A 24,249-nucleotide genomic window follows, 5' to 3' on the forward strand; every position below is an offset into this window, starting at 1 on the left:
TCAGCGGGTTCGTTCGGCGATCAGTTCCTCGTCGTCCATGGCGCCGGTGGGGTGGAAGTCCAGGGCTGTGTAGAGGCGGGCGGCCTGGGTGTTGTCGGGGTGGTACGAGAGGCGGACCGGGGGGTTGCCGTCCCTGCTGGCCAGCCAGGTCGCCAGGGTCTGCACGGTGGCCCGGCCAACGCCCCGGTTCTGCTCGGCGGCGTCGATCATCATCCCGCCGATCCAGTGCGAGCCGTCGTCGTCCACGCCCCACATGACGTGGCCGACGACGGTCTCGTCGGCGTACACCGCGAGCGAGGTCCACACCTCGGAGCGGGTGCTGAGCAGCAGGTAGCGGGCGGCCAGCGCGGCCACGAACCGACGCTGGTCGTCGCGCGGGGCGACGTCGGCCACCGCCCGCCAGTTGTCGTCGTCCACCGGGCGCAGGGTGACCCGGCGTCCGGCCCGGTCCAGGTGCCCACTATTGATCATGGAGGCAGCCTAGGATCGGCCCGCCCCACCCGCGACCAGGTTTCCGCCCCGGACGACCGGCCACCGGGCGCCGGCGCACCCGTCGAACGGCGGTCAGTCGAGCAGGGCGTCCAGGGCGACGGTGAGGCCGGGACGGTTGGGCACCGCGCGGACGGCCAGCAGCACGCCCGGCATGAACGACGCCCGGTCGTACGAGTCGTGCCGGATGGTCAGCGTCTCGCCGGTGGTGCCGAAGAGCACCTCCTGGTGGGCGACCAACCCGGTGGCGCGCACGGCGTGTACGCGTACCCCGTCGATCTCGGCGCCCCGCGCGCCCGGCACCTCGTCCTTGGTGGCGTCCGGCACCGGCCCGAGGCCGGCCTCGGCGCGGGCCCGGGCGATCTGTCGGGCGGTGTGCGTGGCCGTGCCGCTGGGGGCGTCCAGCTTGCGCGGGTGGTGCTGCTCGATGATCTCAACGGACTCGAAGTGCCGGGCGGCCCGCGCGGCGAACTGCATCATCAGCACCGCGCCGATGCCGAAGTTCGGTGCGATCACGACGCCCACGCCGGGCTTGCGGGCCAGCCAACCGCGCACCCGCTCCAGCCGCTGCTCGGTGAAGCCCGTGGTGCCGACCACGGCGTTGATGCCCTGATCGATGCACCAGTGCAGGTTGTCCATGACGACGTCCGGCGTGGTGAAGTCGACGACCACCTCGGCGCCGGCGTCGGAGGCGGCGAAGAGGCCGTCACCCTGGTCGATCATCGCCACGAGCTCAAGGTCGTCGGCGGCGTCCACCGCCTTGCACACCTCGATGCCCATCCGGCCCCGGGCACCCAGCACACCGACCCGCAGCGGCTCGGCCGGGTTTCTCTCCTGCTCGTCAGTCACGGGGCACAACCTATCCCAATCGGGACGCGCACCCCCGGCCGGATCGGGTCCCCACCAGGTGCCGGGACGCCCCCACCCAGCGGCGGGACCACCCGCCCGACGGACGGCGGCAGCCCTCAGTTGGTGAAGTCGCTGGCGCCGAACGGGCCGACCACGGCCAGCGACATCGGCCGGCTGAGCAGCTCCGCGGCGAGGGAGTTCACGTCCGCCACGGTGACCTCGTCGACACGGCGGAGCAGCTCGTCCACCGGCATCAGGTCGCCGTAGAGCAGCTCCCCCTTGGCCAGCCGGCTCATCCGGGAACCGGTGTCCTCCAGGCCGAGCACGAACGAGCCCTTGCTCATCCCCTTGCCCCGGGCAACCTCGGCCTCGGTCAACCCGTCGGCGGCCACCCGGGCCAGCTCGGCGCGGGTCAGGGCCAGCACCTCGTCCACCTTGCCCGGCGCGCAGCCTGCGTAGACGGCGAACAGCCCGCTGTCGGCGTACTGGCTGGCGTAGGAGTAGACCGAGTACGCCAGGCCGCGCTGCTCCCGGATCTCCTGGAACAGCCGGCTGGACATGCCGCCGCCGAGCACGTTGTTGAGCACCCCGAGGGCGAAGCGCCGCTCGTCGAGGCGGTCGATGCCGGGGCAGCCGAGGATGACGTGCGCCTGCTCGGTCTCCTTCGGCTCCACCAGGGTGGTGGCCGGTCGGGTTCGTACCGCCGGGGTGGCCTCGCGGTGCGGCGCCGGGGTCGCCGGGTCGCTGTCCAGCGGGGTGCCGCGCACCGCCTGGCGGACCAGCTTGACCACCGCGGCGTGGTCGAGGTTGCCGGCCGCGGCGATGACGATCTCCGGCGCGGTGTAGCGGCGCCGGTAGAAGCTCTGGATCTGCCGCCGGGTCATCGGCGTGACGGTCTCCTCGGTGCCGGAGATCAGTCGGCCCAGCGGGTGGTCGCCGTAGACGGCGCGGGCGAAGAGGTCGTGCACCTCGTCGCCGGGCTCGTCGTCGTGCATGGCGATCTCTTCGAGGATCACGCCGCGCTCGGTCTCCACGTCGGCCGGCTCCAGCAGCGAGTCGGCGACCAGGTCGCACATCACGTCGATCGCCAGCGGCAGGTCCTCGTCCAGCACGCGGGCGTAGTAGCAGGTGTATTCCTTCGTGGTGAAGGCGTTCGTCTCACCACCCACCGCCTCGATCTGCGACGAGATCTCCAGCGCGGTGCGCTTGTGGGTGCCCTTGAAGAGCAGGTGCTCCAGGAAGTGCGCGGCGCCGGCCTGCGGGCCGGTCTCGTCCCGCGAGCCGACCGACACCCAGATGCCGAAGGAGACGCTGCGCATCGCCGGGATCGCCTCGGTGAGCACGCGCAGGCCGCTGGGCAGCACGGTACGTCGTACCGTGCCGCCCAGCGGGTCGTCGCTGAGCGTCCGGGTCACCGCCCGGGCGGTGCCGCCGGAGCGGCCCGCCCCGGTGTCCCGAGACGCAGCCACCCCCCGTCGATCCGGTGGAAACGGCGCACTGAAGGCCCGACTCACGTACTGCTCCCGGTTCGACGAGGGGTGGGTGATGCGATGTACGACGATCAGCTGTGCCGGGTCCGGCGGCGCGGACGCTCGCCGCCCTCGCCACCCTCGCCGCCGCCGTTGCCGCCCTCGCCGCCTCCGGCGCCGCGCTCCGGGCCACGCCCGCCCCGGTCGCCGCCACGCTCGCGGTCACCACGGTCACGCGGGCCACGGTCGCCCCGGTCCCGGCCAGCCGGACGGTCGCCACCGGCGGCCTCACCGGCGGCCGGCGCCTCGGCGCCCTCCGGACGGACCTTGTCCAGGTAGATCTTGCCGCGGGCGTCGATGTCCGCGATCTCGACCTCGACCCGGTCGCCGACGTTGAGGAAGTCCTCAACGCGCTCGACCCGCTTGCCGTCGCCCACCTTGGAGATGTGCAGCAGGCCGTCGCGACCCGGCAGCAGCGAGATGAACGCACCGAACGCGGCGGTCTTGACCACCGTGCCGAGGAACCGCTCGCCCTGCTTCGGCAGCGTCGGGTTGGCGATCCCGTTGATCCGGTCGACGGCCGCCTGGGCCGACGGGCCGTTGGTGGCGCCGACGTAGATCGTGCCGTCGTCCTCGATGGAGATCTCGGCGCCGGTCTCGTCCTGGATCGCGTTGATGGTCTGCCCCTTCGGGCCGATCACCATGCCGATCTTGTCGACCGGGATCTTGACGGTGGTGACCCGCGGCGCGTAGTCCGACATCTCGGCCGGAGCCTCGATCGCCGCCTTCATCACGCCGAGGATGACCTGCCGGGCCTCGTTCGCCTGCTGCAACGCGGCGGCCAGCACGTCCGACGGGATGCCGTTGAGCTTGGTGTCGAGCTGGAGCGCGGTGACGAAGTCCGGCGTACCGGCGACCTTGAAGTCCATGTCACCGAACGCGTCCTCGGCACCGAGGATGTCGGTCAGCGTCACGTACTGGGTCTTGCCGTCCACCTCGTCGGAGATGAGGCCCATGGCGATGCCGGCGACCGGCGCCTTCAGCGGCACACCCGCGGAGAGCAGGCCCAGCGTCGAGGCGCAGACCGAACCCATCGAGGTGGAGCCGTTGGAGCCGAGCGCCTCGGACACCTGCCGGATGGCGTACGGGAACTCCTCGCGCGACGGCAGCACCGGGATCAGCGCCCGCTCGGCGAGCGCGCCGTGGCCGATCTCGCGCCGCTTCGGCGAGCCGACCCGGCCGGTCTCACCGGTCGAGTACGGCGGGAAGTTGTAGTTGTGCATGTAGCGCTTGCGGTTCTCGGGGGACAGCGTGTCCACCATCTGCTCCATGCGGAGCATGTTCAGCGTGGTGACGCCCAGGATCTGGGTCTCGCCCCGCTCGAACAGCGCCGAACCGTGCACCCGGGGCAGCACGCCGACCTCGGCGGTCAGCGACCGGATGTCACGCGGGCCGCGGCCGTCCATCCGGACCTGCTCGCGCAGCACCCGGTTGCGCACCTCGGACTTGGTCAGCGACCGGAAGGCGGCGCTGAGCTCCTTCTCCCGACCCTCGAACCGACCGCCCAGCTCCTCGGCAACCCGGGCCTTGACCCGGTCCAGGGCCTCCTCGCGGTCCGCCTTGCCGGCGATGGTGATCGCCTCGGACACGTCGCCGCGGGCCAGCTCGGCCACCGCGTCGTACACGTCGTCCTGGTAGTCCAGGAACACCGGGAACTCGGTGACCGGCTTGGCGGCGACCTCGGCCAGCTCGCTCTGCGCGCGGCACAGCTCGCGGATGGCGGGCTTGGCGGCCTCCAGACCGCTGGCCACGATCTCCTCGGTCGGCGCGACGGCGCCGCCCGCGATCAGGGCGACCGCGTTCGGCGTGGCCTCGGCCTCGACCATCATGATCGCGACGTCGCCGTCCTCGAGCGTGCGGCCGGCCACGACCATGTCGAAGGTGGCCCGGGCCAGCTCCTCCAGGGTCGGGAAGGCAACCCACTGGCCGTCGATGTGCGCGACCCGGGTCGCACCGATCGGGCCGGAGAACGGCAGACCCGACAGCTTGGTCGACATCGAGGCGGCGTTGATGGCCACGACGTCGTACGGGTGCTGCGGGTCGAGCGCGAGGATGGTCTCGACGACCTGGACCTCGTTGCGCAGGCCCTTGACGAAGGACGGGCGCAGCGGCCGGTCGATCAGCCGGCAGGTGAGGATCGCGTCCTCGCTGGGCCGGCCCTCACGACGGAAGAACGAGCCGGGGATCCGGCCCGCGGCGTACATCCGCTCCTCGACGTCGACGGTCAGCGGGAAGAAGTCGAACTGCTCCTTCGGGTGCTTACCGGCGGTGGTGGCGGAGAGAACGACCGTCTCACCCAGCTGGGCGATGACGGAACCGGCGGCCTGGCGGGCCAGCCGGCCGGTGGAGAAGGTGATCTCACGGGTGCCGAAGGACCCGTTGTCGATCACAGCGGTACGGGATTCGGTGCCGAGTGTGGTCTCGGTCATGTGCTGTCGTGCTCCTTCGCGTCGTGGGCCCACGACATTGGGGAGCTGCTCAGCCGGCCGGTCTTCGATCGAAGCGCCCGGGTGGCCGGCATGATGCCGGGGTTCCCGGGGGCCACTACCGGAGACCGGTACGCTGACCGGCTCCCTCTCGGGTGGTCGCGCGGCCCGTGTTCTTCAGGTGGGACGCCGATCGGGGGAGCGGCCGGTCGGCCACTCCCCCGTCACGTCACCGGCGCAGGCCGAGCCGCTCGATGAGCGACCGGTAGCGGGCAATGTCCTTCTTCTGGACGTAGTTGAGCAGCCGACGGCGCCGGCCGACCAGCAGCAGCAGCCCACGGCGGCTGTGGTGGTCGTGCTTGTGCACCTTCAGGTGCTCGGTCAGCTCAGCGATCCGCTTGGTGAGGACCGCAACCTGGACCTCCGGCGAACCGGTGTCGCCCTCGGCGGTCGCGTACTCCGCACGGATCGTGGCCTTGGCTTCCTGGTCGAGCGCCATGTTCTCCCTGTTTCGGTGGGTTGATCAAGTAGGTGTCCGTCGTCCCGGTGGACCGGGAACGGACCGGTACCTCGCACCCGCGGCGTCGAGCAGGCACGCGAGGCCCCACGCCGGTCACCCGACGTCTCCGCAAGACTACCAGCACTCGCCGATAGCACCCGGTCAAGGGCTCGGCCGAGGCCGCATCGTCTCGCGCGACGATCAGGCCAGAGCGCGCCGGGTGCGTACGACGTCCTGTTCCATCTGGGCGATCAACGGCTCGACCGAGTCGTACCGGATCTGTCCGCGCAGGTGCGCCACGAAGTCCAGGGCCAGCCGCTCACCGTAGAGGTCGCCGTCGAAGTCCAGCGCGTACCCCTCCACCCGCCGCTCCCGGCCGGAGAAGGTCGGGTTGGTGCCCACCGACACCGCTGCCATCAGCGGCTCGCGCTGCCCGCGACGGACCAGCCGGGCCGCGTACACCCCGTCGGCGGGCACCGCCGCGTGCCGGTGGCAGAGCAGGTTGGCGGTGGGGAAGCCCAGCTCCCGCCCACGCTGGTCGCCGCGGACCACCACGCCCTCCAGCCGGTGCGGGCGACCCAGTGCGGCCGCAGCCGCGCCCACGTCGCCCGCGTCGACGCAGGAGCGGATGTAGGTGGAGGAGAAGACGGTCCCGTCCTCGGCGACCAGCGGGCCGCCCTCCACGCCGAAACCGAAGGTGCGGCCCAGCCGCTCCAGAAGTGCCACGTCGCCGGCCGCCCGGTGCCCGAAGCGGAAGTTGCTGCCGACCACCACCAGCGCCGCGTGCAGGTGCTCGACCAGGATGTCGTGCACGAACTGTTCGGCCGGCAGCCGGGAGAACTCCGGGGTGAACGGCACCACGCAGAGCACGTCCACGCCGAGCGCCTCGATCAGCTCCGCCTTGCGGGCCGGCTCGGTGAGCACCGCCGGATGCGAGCCGGGGCGGACCACCTCGGCCGGGTGCGGGTCGAAGGTGACCACCACCGACTGCACGCCCAACTCCCGGGCCCGGGCCACCGCGTGCCCGATGGTCGACTGGTGCCCCTTGTGCACGCCGTCGAAGACGCCGATGGTGACGACCGAGCGCCCCCACCCACCGGGCGCCGCGTCGTACCCCCGCCATCGCTGCATGCCGCTCCTCCCTGCTGGCCCGCCGACCGGCGGGTGAAACCGCCGGCCGCTGGCCGGCGGACCTGCGCCCCGCCGTCAGGCCGGGGCGAGCACGATCTCCGCGCGGGCCCGGCCGTCCCGCTCGCTGACGATAGCGATCAGTCCGCCGGCCGGCCCGAAGACGGCGTACGGCCCGGCGAGGCCGGTCGGGTCCAGCGGACCGCCATGGGCGAGCACCCGAGCCTCGTCGGGCGTGGCCTCCCGGCGCGGGAAGAACCGGTCGGCGGCCGCGTCCAGCGGCAGGTTGACCACGTCCGGGGCGCGCTGCGCCAGCTCGTCGAGGGTGGCCGCCTCGGCGATGGTGAAGCCGCCCACCGCGGTCCGGCGCAGCGCGGTCAGGTGGCCACCGACCCCCAGCGCGAGGCCCGCGTCCCGGGCGATGGCCCGGATGTACGTCCCGGAGGAGCAGGTCACGTCCACGTCCACGTCCACCACGTCCGGCTCGGTGCGGCGGATCGCCAGCACCTCCAGCCGGGAGATGGTGACCCGCCGCGCCGGCAGCTCGACGGTCTCCCCGTCGCGCACCCGCTTGTACGCCCGCTGCCCGTCGATCTTGATGGCGCTGACCGCGCTCGGCACCTGGTCGATCTCACCGGTCAGCGCGCTCAGCGCGGCACGGATCGCGTCGTCGGTGACCTGACCCGCCGGGGTGCTGGCGATCACGTCGCCCTCGGCGTCGTCGGTGATGGTGGCCTGGCCGAGTCGGATGGTGCCGGTGTAGCTCTTGCCGGCGCCGATCACGTAGGTCAGCAGTCGGGTGGCCCGACCCACCCCGATCACCAGCACACCGGTGGCCATCGGGTCGAGGGTGCCGCCGTGCCCGACCCTCCGGGTCTTCGCCAGCCGGCGGATCCGCGCCACCACGTCGTGCGACGTCATGCCGCCGGGCTTGTCGACCACGATCAGACCATCGGTGCTCACGACGCCCAAGCCTGCCAGACCGGCCCGGCGACGGGGCACCAGGGCGGCGTGCCGGATGCGAAGATCACTCGCCCGCTCCCGTCGACCCAGGACGACAGATGACCAGCGAAGACCCCGCCAGCCCGCCCACCACCGCGGCCCGATACAGCGTCGCCACCGAACCCGAGCGGATCCGGGTACCGGACTGGATGCGGGAGCCCGCGACGGAACACGCGTTGACCCGGCGGGATTGGCTCCGACTGCTGTGGGAGCGGCACGCCGGAAAGCTGCTCGGCGGCGTCGGCGCGGTGGTCGCCCTGGTGCTGGTGGCCATCCTGGGCTGGAGCGGATTCAGCGCCGTGCAGCGGATCCACAACGGAGAGCCGCTGCGGCCGGGACTGGCCAGGTCACCCTCGCCGGCGCCGCGGCCGGTCGACGAGAGTGGCAACAGCCTCGGGCCGTTCGTCGCCACGCCGGCCGAGAAGTACGCCGTGGGCGAGGCCGCCATCACCCTGCCTGCGGCCCGGGCCGCCGCCCCGTTCACCGCCAAGCAGGTTGCCGACGCGCTGGCGATGGTCAAGCAGGCGCTGGTCCAGGGTCGGCTCGATGTCTCGATGCTCCTCGGTAAGCCCGACAAGTTCCTCGCCCTGCTGGCGCCGGAAGACCGGGACCACGTGCGTAAGGAGTTCGCGGAGGGCGCGAGCCTGGGCTACGCCACCCGGACCGACCGCGACGCGTCCCCAGAGTTGGAGTTCAGGGACGGCATTCGGGCCAGCGGCACCGTGCAGTACCGGTCGACCGTCGACCGCGACGGGATCCGGGTGCTGGAGATCTCCACCCGGTTCATCTGGGTCTACTCCTTCGACCTGCCCCGACCGCAGGCGTACCCGCCCGGCGCCGAACTCGTCACCCTTCGGGACGAGGTGGTCTGGCACGTACCGCATCCGGAGGACGTCCGGTCGACCTCGCGCGGGCTCTGGGTGGAGAGCGCCGACGTCACCGTGCTCAACGCCACCTGCCCGGCGCTCCGGAAAGGCCTGATCGACCTGGAGGTTGAGCCGGAACGACGCCTGCCGGCGGCGGCACCGACCGGGGACATCTACGGCCCGGGCTGGCGTCCCGGCGACGGCGAGGAATGCTGACCGGCGGGCCCGGCGACCCGGTCAGCGGACCGCGCCGACCACCGCCCAGCGGCCGTCGCGCATTCTGAGCAGCAGGGCGACCAGCCGGATCACCACGAACAGGGTGAGCCCGGCCCAGATGCCGCCCAGCCCGAGGTCGAGCCCGTACGCCAGCCAGATGGCCGGCAGGAAGCCGCCGAGCGCCGCCACGATGGTGAGGTTGCGCAGGTAACGCACGTCGCCGGCGCCGATCAGCACGCCGTCGAGCGCGAACACCACCCCGGCCAGCGGCTGCATGGCCACGAACCAGGGCCAGGCCACCATGGCCTGCTCGCGTACCCCCGGGTCGGAGCTGAACCACGACGGCACGACTCCTGCGCCGGCGGCGATGAGCAGCGCGAAGGCGACGCCGCAGACGCCGCCGAGCAGCGCGATCCGGCGGGCCAGCGCCCGGGCTCCCGCCTCGTCGCCGGCCCCAAGGGCGGCGCCCACCAGGGACTGCGCGGCGATGGCCAGCGCGTCGAGCACCAGCGCGGTGAAGAACCAGAGCTGCAGCGCGATCTGGTGGGCGCCGACGGCGGCGGCGCCGAAGCGGGCGGCGACGGCGGTGGCGGAGAGGAAGCTGGCCTGGAACGCCACGCCACGGATCAGCAGGTCCCGGCTGAGCACCAACTGCTGGCGGATCAGCCGGGGCTGGGGTCGCAGCGACACCCGCTCGGCGACCAGCGCCGCGGCGAAGAGCACCCCGGCGAGCGTCTGCGCGATCACGTTGGCCACCGCCGAACCCACCAGGCCGAGCCCACCGGGGTAGACCAGCAGCGGGCAGAGCAGAGCGGAGAGCAGGTTGGGGCCGAGCACGAAGACCAGCGGGCGGCGGGTGTCCTGGACTCCGCGCAGCCAGCCGTTGCCGGCGGCGGCGAGCAGCAGGCCGGGGGCGCCGAGCGCCGCGATCCGCAGCCACTGCGCGGCGGCGTCGGCCACCTCGCCGCCACCACCGGCGAGGGTACGGGCCAGCGCGCCCCCACCGAACTGCATGCCGATGGCGACCAGCAGCCCGACGCCGAACGCCAGCCAGGACGACTGGACACCCTCGGCCACCGCCGCCGCCCGGTCGCCAGCGCCGAAGCGGCGGGCCGATCGCCCGGTGGTGCCGTACGCGACCACGGTGCCGAGCCACGCGGTGAGTGTCATGACCGTGCCGCCGACGGCGAGCGCGGCGAGTGGCACCCGGCCGAGGTGACCGACCACGGCCGTGTCGACCAGCACGTAGAGCGGCTCGGCGGCCAGCACCACGAGGGCGGGCAGGGCGAGGCCGGCGATCCGGCGGGGGGACGCGGCAAGCGTGCTGGTGTCCATCGCCGGCGATCCTGTCACGAGCCAGGTAAGGATCGCAAGGTAGGCCAGCACTTACCGGCGAGGACCGGCGAGGCTACGCCGTCGTGCGTTGCGGGATCAGTGCGAGGCGTGGCCCGGGCGGACCGAGGTCAGACGGGCGGTGACGCCGTGGACGGAGGCCGTCGGCGGCGTCACCGCCGGACGGATCGGGTCACTGGCGGGTGTCCATCGACGTCTGCAACGCGCGGCGGGCCTGCTCGCGGGCGTCGTCGGTGGTCTCCGGCTTGGGCTTGTTCGGCATGGTGGCGCTCCTTCCAGGGTGCGAGCCACCGGCACGCGGCGGCCCTCACGGGCGGTCGTGCTGAGCGCCCCCACGGCGGTCCGGGGTTACCGGAGCAGCCGGCTGGGAAGCGTGAGCCCGGGTCGGTCCGACCCTGGAGGGAGGCAGCGCGAGGTGTGGCACCACCGCCCATGACCTGCACCGCAACGCGATGCCGACCGTCTCCCAAGCTATCGTTCAGGTCCACATACTGCTCACGGTTCCCGCCATCTGGACATCGCGGGGCCCGGCTCAGCGGGCCAGGAAGTGCCAGCCCAGCCACCACCAGAAGCCGAACAGACCGATCCGGCCCACCGGCACGGGGCCGACCTCGTAGCGCATCACGTACGCGCAGACCTCGCCCAGCGTGGGGATCCGGGAGCCCTCCCGGCGGGCCAACCACTCGACCACGGCGAAGAGCGCAAACGCGGTGATGAAACCGCCGATCGCGAGTGCCCGCATCATCGCCGCACCAACCCCCAGAACGCCCCCAGCCAGGCGAACCAGGCCGCCGAGCGGGTGAGATGGTCCTCCAGGAGGGGATCGGCCAGGCGGGAGAAGGTGGGGAAGTCGTCGCCCACCGCCATCACGAAGGTGACGCCCTCGAAGACCCCGAAGACCACCACCGGCAGCGCCCACCAGGCCGCGCCCACGCCCAGCCGGCGCGGCGCCGGGCGGCGGGGCACCCGGTTGCTCAGACCGAGCCAGATCAGCACGCCGCCGGTGCCGAGGGTGTACAGGTTGGCTTCGGTGGAGAACGAAGCGAACCGGCCACCGACGAGCGACAGGCAGAGGAGTACCGGTACGGAGACGGCGGGCCGGTCCCAGGTGCGGGGGGCCTCCAGGGTGAGGTCGTGCGGCTGCTCCATCCCGCAATTCTTCCCGGTCTCACGGAACGCGGAAAGACCAACACTCCCCGGAGTTGACCCTGATCTTCCTGCGGGGCGAACGCGCGGCGTCGAGGTCAGACGCCGGGACGGATCAACGCCGTGTCGAGCTGGCCCCGGATCGCCTCGACCACCTGATCGACCGTGCCCCGACCGGTGAACCCCGCCGCGAACCGATGGCCACCGCCGCCCAGGGCGATCGCCACCCGGCTGACGTCGACCGCACCCTTGCTGCGCATCGACACGGCCCACTCGCCGGGCGTGGTCTGCTTCAGCACGCAGCTCACGTCCGCCTCGGCGGTGCACCGCACCGAGTCGATCAACGCCTCCAGCACGTACGGCCGCTGGTCGTGCCGGGCCAGATCGTCCAGGGTGGCGAACGTCCACACCAACCCTCGACCGTCGGCCGCGGCCGGTTCCAGCCGAGCCCGGCCGAGCACCTCACCGAAGAGCCGGACCGCGCCGAAGGGCCGGGTGTCGAAGACCCGCCGGGAGATGTCACCGGGCGAGATGCCGGTGGCCAGCAGCCGGGCGGCCAACTGGTGCACCGCCGGGGTGGTCGCCTCGAACCGGAACGAGCCCGTGTCGGTGGTCAGCGCCACGTAGAGGCATTCGGCGATGGCCGGATCCAGCGCCACGCCGAGCCGGGCCAGCAACTGCTCCGCCACCACCGACGTCGCCGCAGCGGTCGGGTCGATCAGGTTGACCGTGCCGAAGCCGCCGTTGGAGGCGTGGTGGTCGAGCACCAGCGCCGAGCCGGCGGACGACAACCGCCCGGCCAACTCGCCGAGGCGCGACTCGCTCGCCGCGTCGAAGCAGATCACCAGGTCCGGGTCGGCGTCCGCGGCGCTCGCCGGGACCAGCAGATCCAGCCCGGGGAGCCCACGGAACGGCTCGGGCACCTCCGGCGGCCCGGGAAAGGTCGCCTGCAACCGGCGTACGCCGAACTGGCGCAGGCCCAGACCGAAGCCGAGCATGCTGCCCAGCGCGTCGCCGTCCGGGTTGACGTGGCAGATCAGCAGCACCCGGCCCGTCGGCGGGAGAGCACGTAGCAACGCCTCGGCCGCCGCCCAGTCCGCTTCGGTGGGGCCGGCGCCGACCGCCGTGGCGAATTGAGCGCCGGCGGTGCCGGTCACCGCGCTTCCCCACCCCGGGGGGTCTCGTCGACGTCGGTGGCCTGGTCGGCCTCGTCCGTCTCGTCGTCCTCCTCGTCGACCCGGTACGGCTGCGCCTCGCCCGCGTACTCCGCCTGGGCGGCGAGCCGCTGCACCTCGGCATCGGCGTTACGGGCCGCGGCGAGCAGGTCGTCGATGTGCTTGACCTGGTCCTGGACGTCGTCCAGGACGAAGGTGAGCGTCGGCGAGTGCCGCAACCCCAGCGCCTTGCCGACCGTGCTGCGCAGCATCCCCTTGGCGCTCTCCAGCGCCGCCGCCGTGTCCGACTGGGCCGCCACGTCACCGAGCACCGTGTAGAAAACCGTCGCGTCACGCAGGTCGGCGGTGATCCGGGCGTCGGTGATCGTGATCATGCCGAGCCGCGGGTCCTTGATCTGGCTCCGCACCACCGACGCAACCAGCTCACGCACCCGTTCCGCGTGCCGGCGTACCTTGGCCGGATCAGACATCTCGCCACCTCCACGGCGTCCTGCTCCCGGCCGACCCGGCGACCCGGGGGCCGCCGGCCGACCGGCCAACATCTCGAACATTACCTTCGCGGCCGGACCGGGTCGCCGGCACAGCCGGCACCCTGGTCAGTCGTCGTCCGCGCCGTACAGCCGGCGCCGGACCGACAGCAACTCGGCCTCGGGCCGAGCCGCCACCAGACGCTCGCAGGAGTCCAGCACCTCGCGGACGTGCGCCGCCTCGGCGGCCACCACGGCCACCGCTATCTGCGCTCGACCGTGCAGGTCGAGCGCTCCCACCTCGGCGACCGACACCTCGAAGCGGCGCAGCGCCGCCACGATCGGCCGTACATATGATCTCTTGGCTTTGAGCGACCGGGAGTCGCCCGGCAGCAGCAGGTCGAAGACCGCGGTTCCGGTAAACATCGCCCCGGACGATACCGGCAACCTGCCCTGCATGATCAAGGGGTTTACGCCGGTTCGGCGTAAACCCCTTGATCAGCGTGTCACTGCCGGATCAGGCGCGAACCTTCTCCCGCATCTCGAAGGTCTCGATGATGTCGCCGGCCTGGACGTTGTTGTAACCACCCAGGGTCAGACCACACTCGAAGCCCTCGCGGACCTCCGTGGCGTCGTCCTTGAACCGCTTCAGGGAGCTGATCGTGAGGTTGTCCGCCACGACCGTCCCGTCCCGCAGTAGGCGCGCCTTCGCGTTGCGCCGGATGACACCCGACCGGACGATACAACCGGAGATGTTGCCGATCTTGGACGAGCGGAAGACGTCGCGGATCTCCGCGCTGCCCAGCTCGACCTCCTCGTACTCCGGCTTGAGCAGGCCCTTGAGCGCAGCCTCGATCTCCTCGATGGCCTGGTAGATGACGGTGTAGTACCGGATCTCCACGCCCTCGCGGTCGGCCATCTCACGGACCTTGTTCGAGGCCCGCACGTTGAAGCCGATGATCGTGACCGGCTCGGACGAGGCGCTCGCGAGCATGACGTTGCTCTCGGTGATCGCGCCGACGCCCCGGTCGAGGACCTTGAGCTGGACCTCCTCGGGGATGTCGAGGTTGAACAGCGCGTCCTCGAGGGCCTCCACCGAACCGGAGCCATCGCCCTTGAGGATGAGGTTGAGCGACGTCTTCTCGCCCTCCTTGAGCTGCTCCATGAGCGTCTCGAGGGTGGCCCGACCACGGGAGTTGGCGAATGCCGCCGCCCGTCGCCGCGCCTGGCGCTGCTCGGCGATCTGCCGCACCGTACGGTCGTCCGCCGCGGCGAGGAACGTGTCACCCGCGCCGGGCGGCGCGGTCAGACCCAGGACCATGACCGGACGCGCCGGCCCGGCCTCGGCAACCTGGTTGCCGTTCTCGTCGAGCATGGCCCGAACCCGGCCGTGCGCCCCGCCGGCGACGATCGAGTCGCCCGCCCGCAGGGTGCCCTTCTGCACCAGCACCGTCGCCACCGCACCGCGACCCTTGTCCAGGTGCGCCTCGATGGCCACACCCTGCGCCGGCCCGTCGATCGGAGCGGTCAGCTCCAGCGACGCGTCGGCGGTCAGCAGGACAGCCTCGAGAAGCTCCTCGATGCCGATGCCCGGCTTGGCTGCCACGTTGACGAACATGGTCTCGCCGCCGTACTCCTCAGCGACCAGGCCGTACTCGGTCAGCTGCTGGCGGACCTTGTCCGGGTTGGCCTCCGGCTTGTCGACCTTGTTGACCGCGACCACGATCGGCACGTCGGCCGCCTTGGCGTGGTTCAACGCCTCGATGGTCTGCGGCATCACGCCGTCGTCGGCCGCGACCACCAGGATCACGATGTCCGTCACCTGCGCACCACGGGCACGCATGGCGGTGAACGCCTCGTGACCCGGCGTGTCGATGAAGGTCACCGCGCGGTCCACGCCATCGTGCGGGACGTGCACCTGGTAGGCACCGATGTGCTGGGTGATGCCACCCGCCTCGCCAGCCACGACGTTCGCCTTGCGGATCGCGTCGAGCAGCTTGGTCTTACCGTGGTCGACGTGACCCATGACGGTCACCACCGGCGCACGGCTGACCAGACGCTCCTCAGCCACCTCCGCGTCGAGGTCGATGTTGAACTGCGCGAGCAGCTCGCGATCCTCGTCCTCGGGGCTGACGATCTGGATGTCGAAGCCCAGGTGCTCACCCAGCAGCTGCAGGGTGTCGTCCGAGCAGGACTGGGTCGCCGTGACCATCTCGCCCAGGTTGAACATCTCCTGGACCAGCGAACCCGGGTTGGCGTTGATCTTGTCGGCGAAGTCCGACAGCGAGGCGCCACGGGAGAGCCGGACGACCTGACCCTGACCCCGGGGAGCACCCGAGCTCATGGTCGGAGCCGACAGGTTGTCGAACTCCTGTCTGCGCTGCTTCTTGGACTTGCGACCGCGCGTCGGCCGGCCACCCGGACGCCCGAAGGCACCCGCGGCGCCACCGCCACGGCCACGACCACCGGCACCCGGACGACCGCCGCCACCGGACGGAGCACCCGGACGGAAACCGCCACCGGGAGCACCGCCGCCGCCGCCGGGACCGCCACGGTAGCCACCGCCACCGCCGGCACCCGCGCCGCCACCGGGGCCACCGCGGTAACCACCGCCGCCACCGGCACCGCCGCCAGGACCACCGCGGAAGCCGCCGCCACCGCCACCGGGACGACCAGCGCCGCCACCGCCACCGGGGCGACCAGCGCCACCGGGACCGGGACGACCGGCAGCCGGACGCTGGCTCGGCATCGACGCCGGGCTGGGCCGCGGCGGCATGGAGTTCGGGCTCGGCCGCGGCGGCATACCCGCCGGGCCACTGGGCCGGGGACCACCCGCGCCAGCGGCCGGGGGCCGCTGCTGCTGGCCACCCTGGATACCGAACGGGTTGTTACCGGCGCCGCGCGCCGGCGGGCGACCGCCGGGCCGGGCACCCGGACCCGGAGCCGGCGTGCCCGGACGGGCGGCCGGTGAACCGGGACGGGGCGGCATCGCCGTGGGACCCGGCCGAGGGCCGGGGCCGGGACGGTTGCCGTCTGCCGGAGGCTCCCGGCGGACGTTGTCCCGCTGCTGCTGACGGGCGGCCTGCGCGGCCTTGACCGCGGCCTCCTGCTCAGCCTTCAGCGCGGCGGCACGCGCCTCCGCGGCCGCCACCTCGATGTCGTGGGCACTCGCCGGCTTGGCGACCGGAGCCGCCGGTTGCGGCGCACCGGGAACCGGGCCCTTGGGCTTCGGACCCGGGGCCGGGGCCGGGGCCGACGGCCGCCGGGGCGGCATCGGCTTGGCCGAGACCCGGGGCGCGCCCGGGGTCGGGGATGGCGTCGGGGTCGAAGCCGGCGCCGCAGTCGGCGCGGGCGCCGACGGGGCGGCCGGCGCCGAAGCACCGGCGGACGCGACGAATGCGTTACGCAGCCGCCGGGCGACTGGCGCCTCGACGGTGCTGGACGCGGACTTCACGAACTCGCCCATTTCCTTCAGCTTGGCGAGAACGGTCTTACTCTCGACCCCGAGCTCTTTTGCAAGCTCGTGTACGCGGGCCTTGCCTGCCACTGCACTCCTCACTCCGAGGTCGTGCGGGCAGCACCCGCAGCGACCTCACTCGTGCACTTGAAGCCTGGTCATTTCAGGGACTTCATCGTGTGCTCATGTCGGTCGTCCTACCTTGCTAGCGACCCTCGCCCGGTCGGGCTGACCGGACGTAGTGGTTGGCGCATCGACGTGCTCCGCCAGCGCACCGTGGTCGGGGACCCCGGTGATGCGCAGCGCACGCCCGAAGGCGCGGCGCCGCACTGCCAGCGCGAAGCAGGCCGGATCCGGGTGCATGTTCGCTCCCCGACCCGGCAGCCTGCGGAGCGGATCAGGCCGGAGGCTGTGACCAGCCTCGTCCCCGATCGCTACGACCCGCAGCAATTCGCTGGCCGGCGCACGTTGCCGGCAACCCACACAAGTGCGCTCCGGCTGCGCGCGTCGTACCACTGGAGGAAGTCTACCCCTAGCTGCCCGAGATCGCGCCGCCCGGCTCCCGGACGTGATCAGCCGCGCCCCGCGCGGCCGGGCTGGTCTGCTCCGCGTCGGAGCGGATGTCGATCCGCCAACCGGTCAACCGGGCCGCGAGGCGGGCATTCTGCCCCTCCCGCCCGATGGCAAGAGAGAGCTGGAAGTCCGGCACGGTCACCCGGGCGGTCCGGGTGGCCAGATCCACCACCTCGACCCGCAGGGCCTTGGCCGGCGACAACGCGTTGCCGACGAAGGTGGCCGGGTCGTCCGACCAGTCGATGATGTCGATCTTCTCACCGTGCAGCTCGCTCATCACGGCACGCACCCGCTGGCCCATCGGGCCGATACAGGCACCCTTGGCGTTCACGCCGGGGGTGGCGGAGCGTACGGCGATCTTGGTGCGGTGACCTGCCTCACGGGCGATCGCGCCGATCTCCACCGTGCCGTCGGCGATCTCCGGTACCTCCAGCGCGAACAGCTTCTTGACCAGCGCCGGGTGCGACCGGGACAGGGTGATCTGCGGACCACGCATGCCCTTGGCCACGTGGACCACCACGCAGCGGATCCGCTCGCCGTGCACGTACCGCTCGCCGGGCACCTGCTCGGACTGCGGCAGCACGCCCTCCAGCTTGCCCAGGTCGACGCTGACGATGCCCTTCTCGGACCGCGCCTCGTGCGCCTGCACCACGCCGGTGACCAGGTCACCGTCGCGACCCACGTACTCGCCGAAGTGCACCTCGTCGGTGGCCTCCCGCAGCCGCTGGAGGATCACCTGCTTGGCGGTCATGGCGGCGATCCGGCCGAAGTCGTGGGGAGTGTCGTCCCACTCCCGCACCAGACTGCCGTCCTCGTCCATCTCCTGCGCGTACACCAGGGCGGCGCCCGACTTGCGGTCGATCTCCACCCGGGCGTGCGGCTCGGCACCGTCGGTGTGCCGGTAGGCGGTCAGCAACGCGGTCTCGATCGCCGCGAGAATCGTGTCGAACGGGATCTCCCGCTCGCGCTCGAGTGCGCGCAGCGCCGCGAGGTCGATGTTCACCTCTCCTCGTCCTCCACATCATCTTCGTCGTCGATGTCGTCTGAATCGTCGATCTCGTCGGTATCGTCCGCGTCGTCCGCGTCGTCCGCGTCGTCGGTATCGTCCGTGTCGTCGAACTCGTCCGGCTCACCCAACTCGGCGAGCCTGGTGAACTCGACCTGCACCCGACCGGGGCCCAACTGGGCGTACGCCCAGGAGGCCCGGCCGTCGTCGGTCTCCAACTGCACGCCCTCGTCGTCGGCCCCGACCACCCGGCCGGTGACCTGGCGGTCCCCGGTGGGCTGCTCGCCGCGCTGATCGGGCAGCACGGCCGCGCCCCGGACGGTGACCTTGACCAGCCGACTGACGTTGCGCCGCCAGTGCCGGGGCAGGGTGAGCGGCCGGTCCACGCCCGGTGAGCTGACCTCCAACTGGTACTCCCCGGCGACGATGTCGCCGCCGGTCTCCTCGGCGGCGTCGAGCGCGGCCGAGACCGCGCGGGAGACGTCCGCGACGGCGTCCAGGTCGATCCCGCCGTCGGCGTCCACGATCACCCGCACCACGTGCCGGCGGCCGGCCCGGGAAACCGACAGGTCCTCCAGGTCGTAGCCCACGCCATTGACCACGGGCTCGATCACGGCCCGCAACCGGTTACGTCGCGCGGTGAGATCACCGCCGCGGGGACTCACACCACCACGGGGTCGATCCGTCGACCTGGTGGCACGGCCACGCTGCGTCATCTCCGCACCCTTTCCCTGGTCGACGGCGACGGTCGTCCCGCCATGCCGGCACGCCACCGGAGCGAACGCCCCGGTGGCTGCGCAGAGCGTAACGCGCCTGCCCGCTGGTGGACCGGGCGGCGCACCGACGCGGGTGGCCCCCGGACCGGGCCGGATGGTGTTGACTTGCCCGGTGGGGATCGGCAGAACGACACAGCGCGACCAAGCATCCGGACATTCCCGGCGAAAGCTCCTGCGCGCCGGAGCGCTGCTGGCGCTCGGCGGTGCCGCAGCACCGCTGACCGGCTGTGATCTTTTCGACCGCGATGGCCAGCCGGCGCCGCCGCCTGACCCGTTGCGGCCAATGGTGGACGAGTCGCTCGGGCTGGCCGCGGCACACCGGGCGAGCGCTGCGGCACACCCGGAGCTGGCCGACCGGCTCGGCCCGATCGCCGAGGCGCACACCGCGCACGCCACCGAACTGGCCCGGGTGATCGGCGTCGCGTTGCCGTCGACGCCCGCCGCCGCCCCGACCACCGCCCCGGCGGCCGAACCGGCCGGCGCGCTGGCCGCCCTGCGAGCGCTGGAGAAGACCGGCCAGCAGTCCGCGACCGCCGCCTGCGCTGCGGCACCGGCGGAACGGGCAGCGCTGCTCGGGTCGATCGCCGCCGCGCGGGCCACCCACCAGGAGGCACTGAAGTGAGGCAGCCATCCGCCGCGGAGGCGCTCGCCGCCGCCCTCTCCGCCGAGTACGCGGCCATCTACGCCTACGGGCGGATCGGCGTCCGGCTCACCGGGGCGGCGCGGGACGCCGCGCGCCAGGCGGAGGCCGCGCACCGCCGCCGGCGCGACGCGCTGGTGGTGCAGCTCAGCACCTCCGGTGGCGACGTGCCACCGGACCGGGCCGGGTACGCGCTGCCGTTCGCGGTCACCGATAAGGCGAGCGCGTTGCGGCTGGCGGTCGAGGTGGAGGAGCGCACCGCGGCGCACTGGCGGGCGGCGCTGGCGTCCACCACCGGCGCCGACCGGGACCAGGCGCTGGCCGCCCTCGTCGAGTACGCCGTGCGGGCCACCCGCTGGCGCAAGACCGCCGGGCTCACCCGGCAAACTGTCGCGTTTCCCGGCCGCCCCACCTGAACCGGTCCGCTCCGGTTGCGGAGCGCCATACCAGGTATGCATACTCCGTTCCCATGTCCATCCGTCACGGGTTGCTCGCCCTGCTCGAACGCGGCCAGATGTACGGCTACCAGCTGCGCGCCGCGTTCGAGGAGTCGACCGGCTCGACCTGGCCGCTGAACATCGGGCAGGTCTACACCACGCTCTCCCGGCTGGAGCGGGACGGTCTGGTGCGCCCGCTGCCGGAGAGCGAGGCCGGGCAACGCCCGTACGAGATCACCGACGCCGGCCGGGCGGATCTGGCGCTGTGGTTCGCCACCCCGATCAGCCGCACCGACCGCCCCCGCGACGAGCTGGCGATCAAGCTGGCGCTGGCGCTGACCACCCCCGGCGTGGACGTCCGCTCGGTGGTACAGGCCCAGCGCAGCGCGACGATGCGGGCGTTGCAGGAGTTGACCCGGTTGAAGTACGGCAGCAACCGGCCGGAGGACCTGCCCTGGCGGCTGGTGCTGGACTCGATGGTGTTCCAGGCCGAGGCGGAGGTGCGCTGGCTGGACCACTGCGAGACCAGCCTGGTCCGGCACCAGCCCGGCACCCCCGCGCCGCCCGTGCCGAGAGCCGGCGACGCCGACATGTCCGACGCGGCGCGGTGGGCCGACGAGGAGGCGCGACGGTGAGCGGAGCGGACGACGCGGTGCTGGAGCTTCGCGCCGTCCACCGCACCCACGGGGCCGGCCCGGCGGCGGTGCACGCGTTGCGCGGCGTCAGCCTGGTCGTCCGGCCGGGTGAGCTGGTCGCCGTGATGGGTCCGTCCGGCTCCGGCAAGTCGACACTGCTGGCCCTCGCCGGCGGCCTGGACCGCCCGACCCGCGGCGAGGTCCGGGTCGAGGGGCAGCCGTTGGGTGCGCTGGACCGCCGAGGGCTGGCCCAGCTGCGCCGCCGCCGGATCGGCTACATCTTCCAGCAGCTCAACCTGCTGGGCAGCCTGAGCGCGATGGAGAACGTCGCCCTCCCGCTGGAACTCGACGGCGCCGGCGGGCGCCGGGCCCGCGCGGCGGCCCTGGCCGCGCTGGCCGAGGTGGGCCTGCCGGCGCTGGGCGACCGCTTCCCCGACCAGCTCTCCGGCGGCCAGCAGCAGCGGGTCGCCATCGCCCGCGCGCTTGTCGGCGAGCGGCGGCTGGTGCTCGCCGACGAGCCGACCGGGGCGTTGGACTCGCAGACCGGCGAGGCGGTGCTGCACTTGCTGCGCCGCCGGGTCGACGCGGGCGCGGCCGGCGTACTGGTCACCCATGAGGCGCGACACGCCGGCTGGGCCGACCGGGTGGTGTTCCTGCGGGACGGCGTGCTGGTCGACACGACGGCACCGCTGGGCAGCGTCGAGCAACTGCTGTCCGGTAGCGACCGGTGACCGTCCGCCGGGCGCGGCGGGCCTCCGGCCGTGCCGACGTCCCGGCGGCACCGCCGGTCGCGCCGCCGGCACCCGCGAGCCGGCGTCGGTTGGCCGAGCTGACCGGCTCCTGGCGGGCGGCGCTGCGGATCGCCCGGCGGGAGTCGCGCCGGGCCCGCCGGCGAACCGCCCTGGTGCTCGCCATGATCGCCCTGCCGGTGCTGGTGCTGGCCTTCCTGGCCGTGAGCTACGACATGGCCGAGCTGACCCCGCATGAGCGCATCGACCGCCGACTCGGCGTCGCCGACGCGGAGCTGCGGTGGATCACCGACACCCCGATCGGGCAGGACGAGTGGGGCGAAGGCTGGTACACCCGGGAGGGCGACCACGGGACAAACGGTCGGGTGGCCACCGCCGCCGAGGTGTCCACGCTGCTCGGCCCCGGCAGCCGGGTCACCGAGGTGCGCGCTCTACTCCCGCTGACGGTGCGCGGCCCGGAGCGCGACGAGAACGTCGAAGGACGGGTACTGGACCTCAACGACCCGTTGGCCCGGGGGCTGGTGCGGTTCCGGGCCGGACGGGCGCCGCGGCAGCCCGGCGAGGTCGCCGTGAGCCCGGCGGCGCTACGCCGCCTGGACGTACGCCTCGGCGACGCCGTGGCCACCGCCGACGGCACCCGGGCGTACACCGTGGTCGGGGTGGTCGAGTTTCCCGACGATCTCGGCCCGGTGGTGGCGTTGCACCCGGGTGCCGTGCCACGAAGCGATCCGCTGCCGGACAGCAGCTGGCTGGTGGACGTGCCCGGCACCGTCGACGCCGCGCTGGTGTCCCGGCTCAACGACCATGGCGTGCTGGTCACCCCGCGCCACCCGACCATCCCGGCGGCGGGACAGTCGCGGCCGTGGCCGGGGTCCATCGGTCCGAGCAGCGCCACGGACCTGAGCACCGGCGTGCTGATCGCCGGCCTCGGGCTGCTGGAGGTGGTGCTGCTGGTCGGGCCGGCCTTCGCGGTCGGCGTCCGCCGCCGGCGGCGGGATCTGGCACTGGTCGCGGTTGCCGGTGGGGACGCCGCCCAACTGCGTCGGGTCGTGCTCGCCGACGGCGTGGTGCTGGGCGTGCTGGGCGCCGCCGCCGGCCTGATTCTCGGCGTCGGCGCGGCGTTCGCCGGTCGTCCGCTGGTGGAGCAGTACGTCTTCGGCGCCCGCTTCGGCGGGTACCGCTGCTGGCCGTCGGCGCTGATGCTGCTCGGGGGCGTCGCGGTGCTGGCCGGGGTGCTGGCCGCGCTGGCACCGGCCTGGACCGCCGCCCGGCAGGACGTCATCGCCGGGCTCGCCGGGCGACGCACCCCTCCGCCGAGCCGAGCCCGGTGGCTGACCATCGGGCTGGCACTGGTGGCCGGCGGGGCGGCGCTGGCGGCGTTCGGGGCCACCCGAACCTCACCGGCGGTGATCCTCACCGGCCTGATCCTCGGCGAACTGGGCCTGGTCTGCTGCACACCCACACTGATCGGCGCGCTCGCCCGCCTCGGCCGGGTGCTGCCCCTGGCACCCCGGATCGCGCTACGCGACGCCAGCCGCAACCGGGCCGTCGCGGCACCGGCGATCTGCGCCGTGATGGCGGCGGTGGCCGGCAGCGTCGCGCTCGGCGGGTACCTGGCCAGCGACGGGGCCCGCGACACGCGCGCCTACCAACCGATGCTGCCGACCGGGCACGTGCTGGTCAGTGCGACCGAGCCGACCCGGCTGCCCCGACCCACGCTGGCCGAGGTCACCACCGCGGCCCAGGCGCAGCTGGGCGCCGGCGCGGTGGCCGCGGTGCACACCGTGGCCTGCCCAGCGGGTGGCAACCCCGGCGACTACTGCTACGTCGCACCGAGGCTGCCTCCGGAGCGGGCCTGCCCCTGGCTGCCCGGGGACAACCTCTCCCCGGCGGAGCGCCGGCAGGCCCGGGCCGACCCGCGCTGCCAGCTCCGCGACGGGGACTACTACGGCGGCTACGTCGAGACGCTGGTGGACGACGGCAGCGCCCTGCCGATCCTCACCGGCGCGGACCCGGCGGCCACCGCTGCCGCCACCGCGGTGCTGCGCGCCGGGGGCGTCGTGGTGACCGACCCGCGCTACCTGCACGACGGCCTGGTGACCGTGCAGGTGAGCCGGGCGGAGGCCGGAACGGACGGGCCGAACGGTGCCAGCGATCTGCCCGGGTACGCGCTGCCCGCGGCGGTCGGGCAGCCCCGCCTGCTGCTGTCCCCGTCCGCGGTCCGACAGCTCGGCCTGAATTCGTCCGAGACCGGCTGGGTGATCGACACCCCGGCCCCGCCGGACGAGAACCGGCAGGAGCGGTTCACCGGTGCGCTGAGGTCCTTTGGGGCGTTCTCGCTGAGCGTGGAGCAGGGCGCCGCCCCCCGCGACGTGTCACCGCTGCTCCTGCTGCTCGCCGCGGCGGCCGGGCTGATCACGGTGGGCGCGGCCGGAATCGCCACTGCGCTCGCCGCCGCCGAGGGGCGCGCCGAGCTGTCCACACTCGCGGCCGTCGGCGCGGCCCCGGCGGTACGCCGGCTGCTGGCGATCTGCCAGGCCGGGGTCATCGCCGGCCTCGGCTCGGTACTCGGCATCGTGGCCGGGCTGGGCACCGCCGCGATCGTGCTGTTCTCCGTCAACCGGCAGTACGCCACCAGTTGGCCCGTGAGCGAGCCGTACCCGTTCCTGGTGCCGTGGCCGGCGCTCGGCGTCCTGGTGCTGGTGCCGATGGTGGCGATGCTCGGCGCCAGCCTGTTCACGCGTGCCCGCCTGCCCATCGAGCGGCGGTTGGACTGAGCGGGACGCTCCGGCGGGCTGCCGAAGCGGCGCAGGGGGCTGGCCACCGAGGCG

23 protein-coding genes are annotated in these 24,249 nt (G+C 73.1%); 6 read left to right on the forward strand and 17 right to left on the reverse strand.

The annotated features are described in order from the left end of the window. The 7 genes from OG990_RS22015 to truB all read right to left on the reverse strand — a co-directional run bounded on the left by OG990_RS22015 (window position 1) and on the right by truB (window position 7,922). Entirely contained in the window at window positions 1-471 is a 471-nt protein-coding gene (locus OG990_RS22015) for a GNAT family N-acetyltransferase (RefSeq protein ID WP_406077008.1), read from the reverse strand. 93 nt (window positions 472-564) lie between these two features. Next, on the reverse strand, window positions 565-1,338 hold the full coding sequence (gene dapB / locus OG990_RS22020; RefSeq protein WP_328424667.1) for a 4-hydroxy-tetrahydrodipicolinate reductase: 774 nt from the start codon (window positions 1,336-1,338) through the stop codon (window positions 565-567). A 116-nt stretch (window positions 1,339-1,454) separates the two neighbouring features. Next, the gene (locus OG990_RS22025; RefSeq protein ID WP_355610963.1) at window positions 1,455-2,852 is read right to left on the reverse strand and encodes a pitrilysin family protein; all 1,398 of its coding nucleotides are present in this window, start codon (window positions 2,850-2,852) and stop codon (window positions 1,455-1,457) included. A gap of 47 nt (window positions 2,853-2,899) precedes the next feature. Beyond that, entirely contained in the window at window positions 2,900-5,296 is a 2,397-nt protein-coding gene (locus tag OG990_RS22030) for a polyribonucleotide nucleotidyltransferase (protein ID WP_406077009.1), read from the reverse strand. 226 nt (window positions 5,297-5,522) lie between these two features. Further along, complete coding sequence (rpsO, locus tag OG990_RS22035) at window positions 5,523-5,792, reverse strand: 30S ribosomal protein S15 (RefSeq protein ID WP_074317913.1); 270 nt, start codon at window positions 5,790-5,792, stop codon at window positions 5,523-5,525. A 201-nt stretch (window positions 5,793-5,993) separates the two neighbouring features. Then, window positions 5,994-6,923 (reverse strand): bifunctional riboflavin kinase/FAD synthetase, encoded by a 930-nt coding sequence (locus tag OG990_RS22040; RefSeq protein WP_406077010.1) that lies wholly within the window; start codon window positions 6,921-6,923, stop codon window positions 5,994-5,996. A gap of 75 nt (window positions 6,924-6,998) precedes the next feature. After that, a complete protein-coding gene (gene truB / locus OG990_RS22045; protein ID WP_406077011.1) occupies window positions 6,999-7,922 on the reverse strand; it encodes a tRNA pseudouridine(55) synthase TruB in 924 nt (307 codons plus the stop codon). Window positions 7,923-7,981: 59 nt separating this feature from the next. Here truB and OG990_RS22050 point away from each other — a divergent pair, with 59 nt between their 5' ends. Further along, window positions 7,982-9,004 (forward strand): hypothetical protein, encoded by a 1,023-nt coding sequence (locus tag OG990_RS22050; RefSeq protein ID WP_406077012.1) that lies wholly within the window; start codon window positions 7,982-7,984, stop codon window positions 9,002-9,004. A 21-nt stretch (window positions 9,005-9,025) separates the two neighbouring features. Here OG990_RS22050 and OG990_RS22055 read toward each other — a convergent pair whose 3' ends face one another. The 10 genes from OG990_RS22055 to rimP all read right to left on the reverse strand — a co-directional run bounded on the left by OG990_RS22055 (window position 9,026) and on the right by rimP (window position 18,897). Further along, complete coding sequence (locus OG990_RS22055) at window positions 9,026-10,339, reverse strand: MATE family efflux transporter (RefSeq protein ID WP_386989660.1); 1,314 nt, start codon at window positions 10,337-10,339, stop codon at window positions 9,026-9,028. A gap of 550 nt (window positions 10,340-10,889) precedes the next feature. Then, complete coding sequence (locus OG990_RS22060; protein WP_328426356.1) at window positions 10,890-11,099, reverse strand: DUF6186 family protein; 210 nt, start codon at window positions 11,097-11,099, stop codon at window positions 10,890-10,892. Beyond that, on the reverse strand, window positions 11,099-11,506 hold the full coding sequence (locus tag OG990_RS22065) for a hypothetical protein (RefSeq protein WP_328424655.1): 408 nt from the start codon (window positions 11,504-11,506) through the stop codon (window positions 11,099-11,101). Before OG990_RS22065 ends, OG990_RS22060 begins: the two co-directional genes overlap by 1 nt. Window positions 11,507-11,601: 95 nt before the next feature. Continuing rightward, window positions 11,602-12,660, reverse strand: a complete 1,059-nt coding sequence (locus OG990_RS22070; protein ID WP_328424654.1) for a bifunctional oligoribonuclease/PAP phosphatase NrnA — start codon at window positions 12,658-12,660, stop codon at window positions 11,602-11,604. Next, window positions 12,657-13,148 (reverse strand): 30S ribosome-binding factor RbfA, encoded by a 492-nt coding sequence (gene rbfA / locus OG990_RS22075; RefSeq protein ID WP_328424653.1) that lies wholly within the window; start codon window positions 13,146-13,148, stop codon window positions 12,657-12,659. The genes OG990_RS22070 and rbfA overlap by 4 nt, the downstream gene beginning before the upstream one ends. Before the next feature lie 126 nt (window positions 13,149-13,274). Next, a complete protein-coding gene (locus OG990_RS22080) occupies window positions 13,275-13,571 on the reverse strand; it encodes a DUF503 domain-containing protein (protein ID WP_328424652.1) in 297 nt (98 codons plus the stop codon). 91 nt (window positions 13,572-13,662) lie between these two features. Next, window positions 13,663-16,692 (reverse strand): translation initiation factor IF-2, encoded by a 3,030-nt coding sequence (gene infB / locus OG990_RS22085; RefSeq protein WP_386989669.1) that lies wholly within the window; start codon window positions 16,690-16,692, stop codon window positions 13,663-13,665. Window positions 16,693-16,785: 93 nt separating this feature from the next. After that, on the reverse strand, window positions 16,786-17,118 hold the full coding sequence (locus tag OG990_RS22090; RefSeq protein ID WP_328424648.1) for a YlxR family protein: 333 nt from the start codon (window positions 17,116-17,118) through the stop codon (window positions 16,786-16,788). A gap of 16 nt (window positions 17,119-17,134) precedes the next feature. Continuing rightward, a complete protein-coding gene (gene nusA / locus OG990_RS22095) occupies window positions 17,135-18,178 on the reverse strand; it encodes a transcription termination factor NusA (RefSeq protein WP_328424646.1) in 1,044 nt (347 codons plus the stop codon). After that, window positions 18,175-18,897 (reverse strand): ribosome maturation factor RimP, encoded by a 723-nt coding sequence (rimP, locus tag OG990_RS22100; RefSeq protein WP_406077013.1) that lies wholly within the window; start codon window positions 18,895-18,897, stop codon window positions 18,175-18,177. Before rimP ends, nusA begins: the two co-directional genes overlap by 4 nt. 154 nt (window positions 18,898-19,051) lie before the next feature. Between rimP and OG990_RS22105 the strand changes: the two genes are divergently transcribed. Genes OG990_RS22105 through OG990_RS22125 form a run of 5 tightly spaced genes read left to right on the forward strand, consistent with a single transcriptional unit; the run spans window position 19,052 to window position 24,195 of the window. Then, window positions 19,052-19,579, forward strand: coding sequence for a hypothetical protein (locus OG990_RS22105; protein ID WP_355610993.1), 528 nt, complete (start codon window positions 19,052-19,054; stop codon window positions 19,577-19,579). Then, window positions 19,576-20,013 (forward strand): ferritin-like domain-containing protein, encoded by a 438-nt coding sequence (locus OG990_RS22110; protein WP_406077014.1) that lies wholly within the window; start codon window positions 19,576-19,578, stop codon window positions 20,011-20,013. The genes OG990_RS22105 and OG990_RS22110 overlap by 4 nt, the downstream gene beginning before the upstream one ends. Before the next feature lie 53 nt (window positions 20,014-20,066). After that, the gene (locus tag OG990_RS22115) at window positions 20,067-20,669 is read left to right on the forward strand and encodes a PadR family transcriptional regulator (protein WP_386989677.1); all 603 of its coding nucleotides are present in this window, start codon (window positions 20,067-20,069) and stop codon (window positions 20,667-20,669) included. Continuing rightward, window positions 20,666-21,400: an ABC transporter ATP-binding protein gene (locus OG990_RS22120; protein ID WP_406077015.1), complete on the forward strand. Its 735-nt coding sequence runs from the start codon at window positions 20,666-20,668 to the stop codon at window positions 21,398-21,400. Before OG990_RS22115 ends, OG990_RS22120 begins: the two co-directional genes overlap by 4 nt. After that, window positions 21,397-24,195: an FtsX-like permease family protein gene (locus tag OG990_RS22125; RefSeq protein WP_406077016.1), complete on the forward strand. Its 2,799-nt coding sequence runs from the start codon at window positions 21,397-21,399 to the stop codon at window positions 24,193-24,195. Before OG990_RS22120 ends, OG990_RS22125 begins: the two co-directional genes overlap by 4 nt. The last annotated feature ends 54 nt before the right edge of the window (window positions 24,196-24,249 follow it).

It is taken from the genome of Micromonospora sp. NBC_00858 (assembly GCF_045207365.1).
Classification (GTDB): Bacteria; Actinomycetota; Actinomycetes; order Mycobacteriales; family Micromonosporaceae; genus Micromonospora.